Origin of the sequence: Streptomyces sp. NPDC046712 (assembly GCF_040645695.1) — a bacterium.
Lineage (GTDB): Bacteria > Actinomycetota > Actinomycetes > Streptomycetales > Streptomycetaceae > Streptomyces.
Map to the genome: position 1 here is coordinate 1 of NZ_JBEYYW010000054.1, position 4,883 is coordinate 4,883.

A 4,883-nucleotide genomic window follows, 5' to 3' on the forward strand; every position below is an offset into this window, starting at 1 on the left:
TCGGCTCCGTCGAGGACGTCGAGGAGGTTCCAGCCGACGTGTGTCTGGATGGCTTCGGCCGCTTCCGTGAGGTGCTGGGCGAACACCGGTGAGGTGGTGAGGAGGTCGCGGGCCATGCCGTCCCACTGCGAGCCCTGACCGGGAAAGACGAACACCGTCTTGCCGAGCGGGCTGACCACGTTCTGCACCACATCGGCATGTGCCGTGCCGCCGCCGGCCAGGGCTTCCAGTGCTTCCGTGAGCCCGTCCCGGTCGGTGGGGGTGATGACGGCCCGGTGGTCCTGGTGCGCCCGACCGGTCGCCAACACGTGTGCCACCGGGTTCAGTTCCGCTTCAGGGCGATCGTCCAGGTACGTGCGCAGGCGCGTGGCCTGGTCCTGCAGCGCCGCCTCGGAGTGACCCGACAGCACCCACGGCGCCGGCACGCCGTCGCCGGGCTCCTCGGTGCCCGCGGCGTCCGGCCCCTCGGTCTCGTACGCCGGTGCTTCTTCCAGTACGACATGGGCATTCGTCCCGCTCATGCCGAACCCGGACACGCCGGCCCGCCGCGGTCGCCCGTTCGCGGACCACTCCCGGGCCTCGGTGAGGAGTTCCACGGCTCCGGCCGTCCAGTCGACGTGCGGGGTCGGCTCATCGACGTGCAAGGTGCGGGGGAGCACGCCGTGGCGCATGGCCTCGACCATCTTGATGATGCCGCCGACGCCGGCGGCGGCCTGTGTGTGCCCGATGTTGGACTTGAGCGAGCCCAGCCATAGCGGCCGGTCGGCCGGCCGGTCCTGCCCGTACGTGGCGACGATCGCCTGCGCCTCGATCGGGTCGCCCAGCGTCGTACCCGTCCCGTGCGCCTCCATCGCGTCCACGTCGGCGGCGGTCAGACCGGCGTCGGCCAGGGCCTGACGGATCACCCGCTGCTGCGACGGCCCGTTCGGGGCGGTGATGCCGTTACTGGCACCGTCCTGGTTCGTCGCCGTGCCCCGTACGACGGCAAGGACGTGGTGCCCGTTGCGGCGGGCGTCCGAGAGCCGCTCGACGAGCAGAAGGCCCACACCCTCGCCGAACGCGGTGCCGTCGGCGCCCGCCGCGAACGCCTTGCACCGGGCGTTCTGTGCCAGGCCGCGCTGACGGCTGAAGCCGATGAACATGTCCGGATTGGCGAGGACGGTCGCCCCGCCCGCGAGGGCGAGATCGCACTCGCCGCTGCGCAGCGCCCGCACCGCCAGGTGCAGGGCCACGAGCGAGGAGGAGCAGGCCGTGTCCACCGTGACCGCCGGACCTTCCAGACCGAGCGTGTACGCGATCCGGCCGGACGCGATGGAACCGGCGCTGCCGATCCCGAGGTACCCCTCCATGTCGGCCGGGAGCTTCACCCGCGAGCCGTAGTCCGTGTAGACGACTCCGGCGAACACCCCGGTCTTCGAGCCGTGCAGCGACGCGGGGTCGATGCCGGCCCGCTCGAAGGCCTCCCACGCGGTCTCCAGGAGCAGCCGCTGCTGCGGGTCCATGCTGGTGGCCTCGCGCGGGCTGATGCCGAAGAACGCCGGGTCGAACAGGTCGGCGTCGTGCAGGAAGCCGCCCTCCCGGGCGTACGAGGTGCCCGGGTGGGCAGGGTCGGGATGGAACAGCCGGTCCAGATCCCAGCCGCGGTTGACCGGGAACGGCGAGATGACGTCGCTCTCCGACTCGACCACCTGCCACAGATCCTCCGGCGAGCGCACCCCGCCCGGGTAGCGGCACGCCATCGCCACGATCGCGATCGGCTCGCCGTCGTACGCACCACCACCCGAAGTGCCCGCTCCCGCGATCGTGTTCACCGCGGCGTCGCCGAGCAGCTCGGACCGCAAGTGGGCGGCGAGCGCGCCGGGAGAGGGGTGGTCGAAGACGAGCGTGCTGGGCAGCCGCAGGCCGGTGGCGGTGTTGAGACGGTTGCGGAGTTCGACGGCGGTCAGCGAGTCGAAGCCGAGGTCCTTGAACGCGCGCGAGGCGTCCACCGTGTCCCGGGCCGAATGCCCGAGCACCCCGCCCACCTGCGTCTTGACCAGGTCGAGGAGGGCACGCAGCTGCTCCGCCTCCGGCAGTCCCGCCAGGGACGACGCGAGCGAGCCGGCCGCTGCGGCGGTCCCGGCGGCCGAGGCGCTGCGCACCACGCGTACCAGGGACCCGAGGACCGGCGGCAGCAGCCCTGCCCCGGCCCGCTCCACCAGCGCGGCGCGGTCCAGCCGGGCGGCGACGAGCGCAGCGCGGCGCTCCGCGCCCTGGGTCAGCGCCAGCAGGTCGTCGACCTGGTCGGACCCGAACGGGACCAGGCCGCGCACGGCCGTCGGATCGCCCGACGCCTCGCGGGGGCCCCAGGCGACCGAGACTCCGGGCAGACCGAGCGTGCGGCGGTGCTGGGCGAGCGCGTCCAGATGGGCGCCCAGTGCGGCGCCCGCGGCCCGACCGGTCCCGCCCAGGACGCCGGAGGTGTCCGGCGCCAGCAGGGCGAAGGCGGTCAACTCGGTGCCCAGGGTCAGCTCGTGCAGATTCCAGGCCGCGTCGATCCCGGCCCGCAGGGTCGCGGAGAACGCCGCCGGATCGGTGGAGGACAGCACGCTCCCGGCGACCGGCTCGGCCGCGTGCACGACGGCGGCCGGCGGCCGGTCCGCCGACAGCAGCGCCAAGGCGGCGGCGAGCGCGTCGCGGTCCGCCGCGCTGCCCTCGACGGTCGAGACTTCGATGCCCTCGTTCGCGTATGCGGCGGCCCAGCGGGGGTCCGAGCCGAGTACCAGCAGACTCCGGAACCCCCGCGCCTCGACGAAGTGACGGGCCGCGGACTCGGCGAGATCGCCGTCGCCGGAGACGACCACGGTGCCGGCCGCCGCGGGCTCAGGTGCGTCGGCGAACTCACCGGGAGCGCTGCGGACCAAGCGAGGAACGAGGAACGTGCCCTCACGGAGGGCGAGTTGTGGCTCGTCGGCGGCCAGGGCGGTCCGCAGTGCGGACAAGGAGGCGGGCGTGCCGTCGAGGTCGATCAGGGTGACACGGTCGGGATGCTCCGACTGCACGGCGCGGACCAACCCCCACACGGCGGCGGGCGCCAGGTCCTGCACGTCCTCCGGATGCGTGGCAACGGCGTGCCGGGTGACCACGACGAAGCGGCTCGCCACGGCCCAGGGGGCGGTGAGGAGCTGCTGGAGATGAGGAAGGAGACTCTCCGCATCGGGGACGGTCAGCAGGACGACGTCGGGTGCCGCGACGGTCGTCTCGGTCGTCGCCTCTGCCTCGGTGGGATCCTGGGCGTTCTGCGCGTCCGGCGCGTCCGGCGCGTCCGGCGGGTCCTGGGCCTCCTGTACGACCTGTGGGTCGTCCGCGTCTGCCGTGTCGTACGCAGGGACGGGGATGGGCTCGGCTCCGAGGACGGACTCAAGGCCGGGGAGCTCGGTGCCGACCAGCGCCCAGCTGCCGAGCGGGCCCGCGGGCTCCGGTACGGGGTCGAGGGCCGGCCAGTCGAGTCCGAGCAGCCAGTCGTGCCGAGCCCCGGCGGCCCGGGGGAGCGGGCGCAGCACGACGGACCCGACGGTCGCGACGGGTGTGTCCGCGGCGTCGTGGACGTGCAGCTCGTACGCCTCGCCCCGGGGGACGAGCACCACCTGGAGGGCCCCGGCACCCACGGCGTGCAGGGTCACGTCCTGCCACTCGGCCGGCGCCACGTCCTCGTCGAGTGTGGTGAGCGCGGCCCGCAGGGCGGCGTCGAGCAGGGCGGGGTGCAGGCCGTAGCGCGCGGCCTCCCCGGCCGTGTCCTCGGGCAGCGCGACCTCGGCTCGCGCCCCGTCGACCGCGCCCTCGCGAGCGGCCGTCGCGGCCGAGGCGGTGAGCAGGCCGGACGCCAGCGCCGTCCAGGGACGGTGCAGGGAGTCGTCGTCGGCGCCGTCCTCGTACGGCCGGGCGTACAGCGTGAACGTGCGCCCTCCGTCCTCCCCGGGCGCGGCCACGGTGAGCTGTACGTCGACTCCGCCGGCCGGAGGCAGCGCGACGGCGTCGCCGAGCGACAGCCGTGTGATGCCGAGCCCGCCGAGCACCCGGCCCGCCTGGAGCGCCAGTTCGAACGGGACGGTGCCGTTCAGGATCGGTTCGGTGAGCCACGGGTGGGCGTGGGCGGCGATCCGTCCGGTGAGCAGGAGCGCGTCTCCGTCGGCGAGCGTGGTGGCCGCGGTGAGCAGAGGGTGCTGGGTGGTGTGCAGACCCAGGCTCTCGGGGTCGCCTCCGGTGGCCGCGTCCTCGAGCCAGTAGCGGTGGTGTTGGAAGGGGTAGGTGGGGAGGTCGGTGGGGGGTGTGGTGGGTGTGGGGGTGTGCCAGGTGAGGGGTGTGCCGTGGGTGTGGAGTTGGGCGAGGCCTTGGTGGAAGCGGGTGAGGGTGCCTTCGTTGCGGCGGAGGGTGCCGGTGATGAGGGGAGTGAGGCCGGTGGGGACTGTGTCGATCGTGTCTTGGATGGCGGTGGTGAGGGTGGGGTGGGGGCTGGCTTCCACGTAGGTGGTGTGGCCGGTGTCGACGAGGCTCCGAAGGGTGGGGTGGAAGAGAACCGGGTTGGCGAGGTTCTGGTACCAGTACTCCGCGTCGAGGGTGGCGGTGTCGACGAGGCCGCCGGTGAGGGTCGAGTGAAAGGCCGTGGTCGACGAGGTGGGGTTGATGTCCGCCAGGACTTCGAGGAGTTGGTCGTGGAGGGTGTGGACGTGGGGGGTGTGGGAGGCGTAGTCGACGTCGATGGTGCGGGCGCGGACGTCCTGGTTCTTGAGCGTGGTGACGAGGTCGTGGAGTTGGTCGGGGTTGCCGGCGATGACGGTGGAGTTGGGGCCGTTGTGGGCGGCGATGTGGAGGTCGTCGTAGTCGGTGAGGTGAGTGGCTGTGTC

The 4,883-nt window shown here is 73.3% G+C and carries 1 protein-coding gene; it reads right to left on the reverse strand.

The features are described 5' to 3' along the window. The coding region (locus ABZ939_RS36830) for a type I polyketide synthase (RefSeq protein ID WP_361864974.1) at nt 1-4,883 on the reverse strand (4,883 nt) is incomplete at both ends.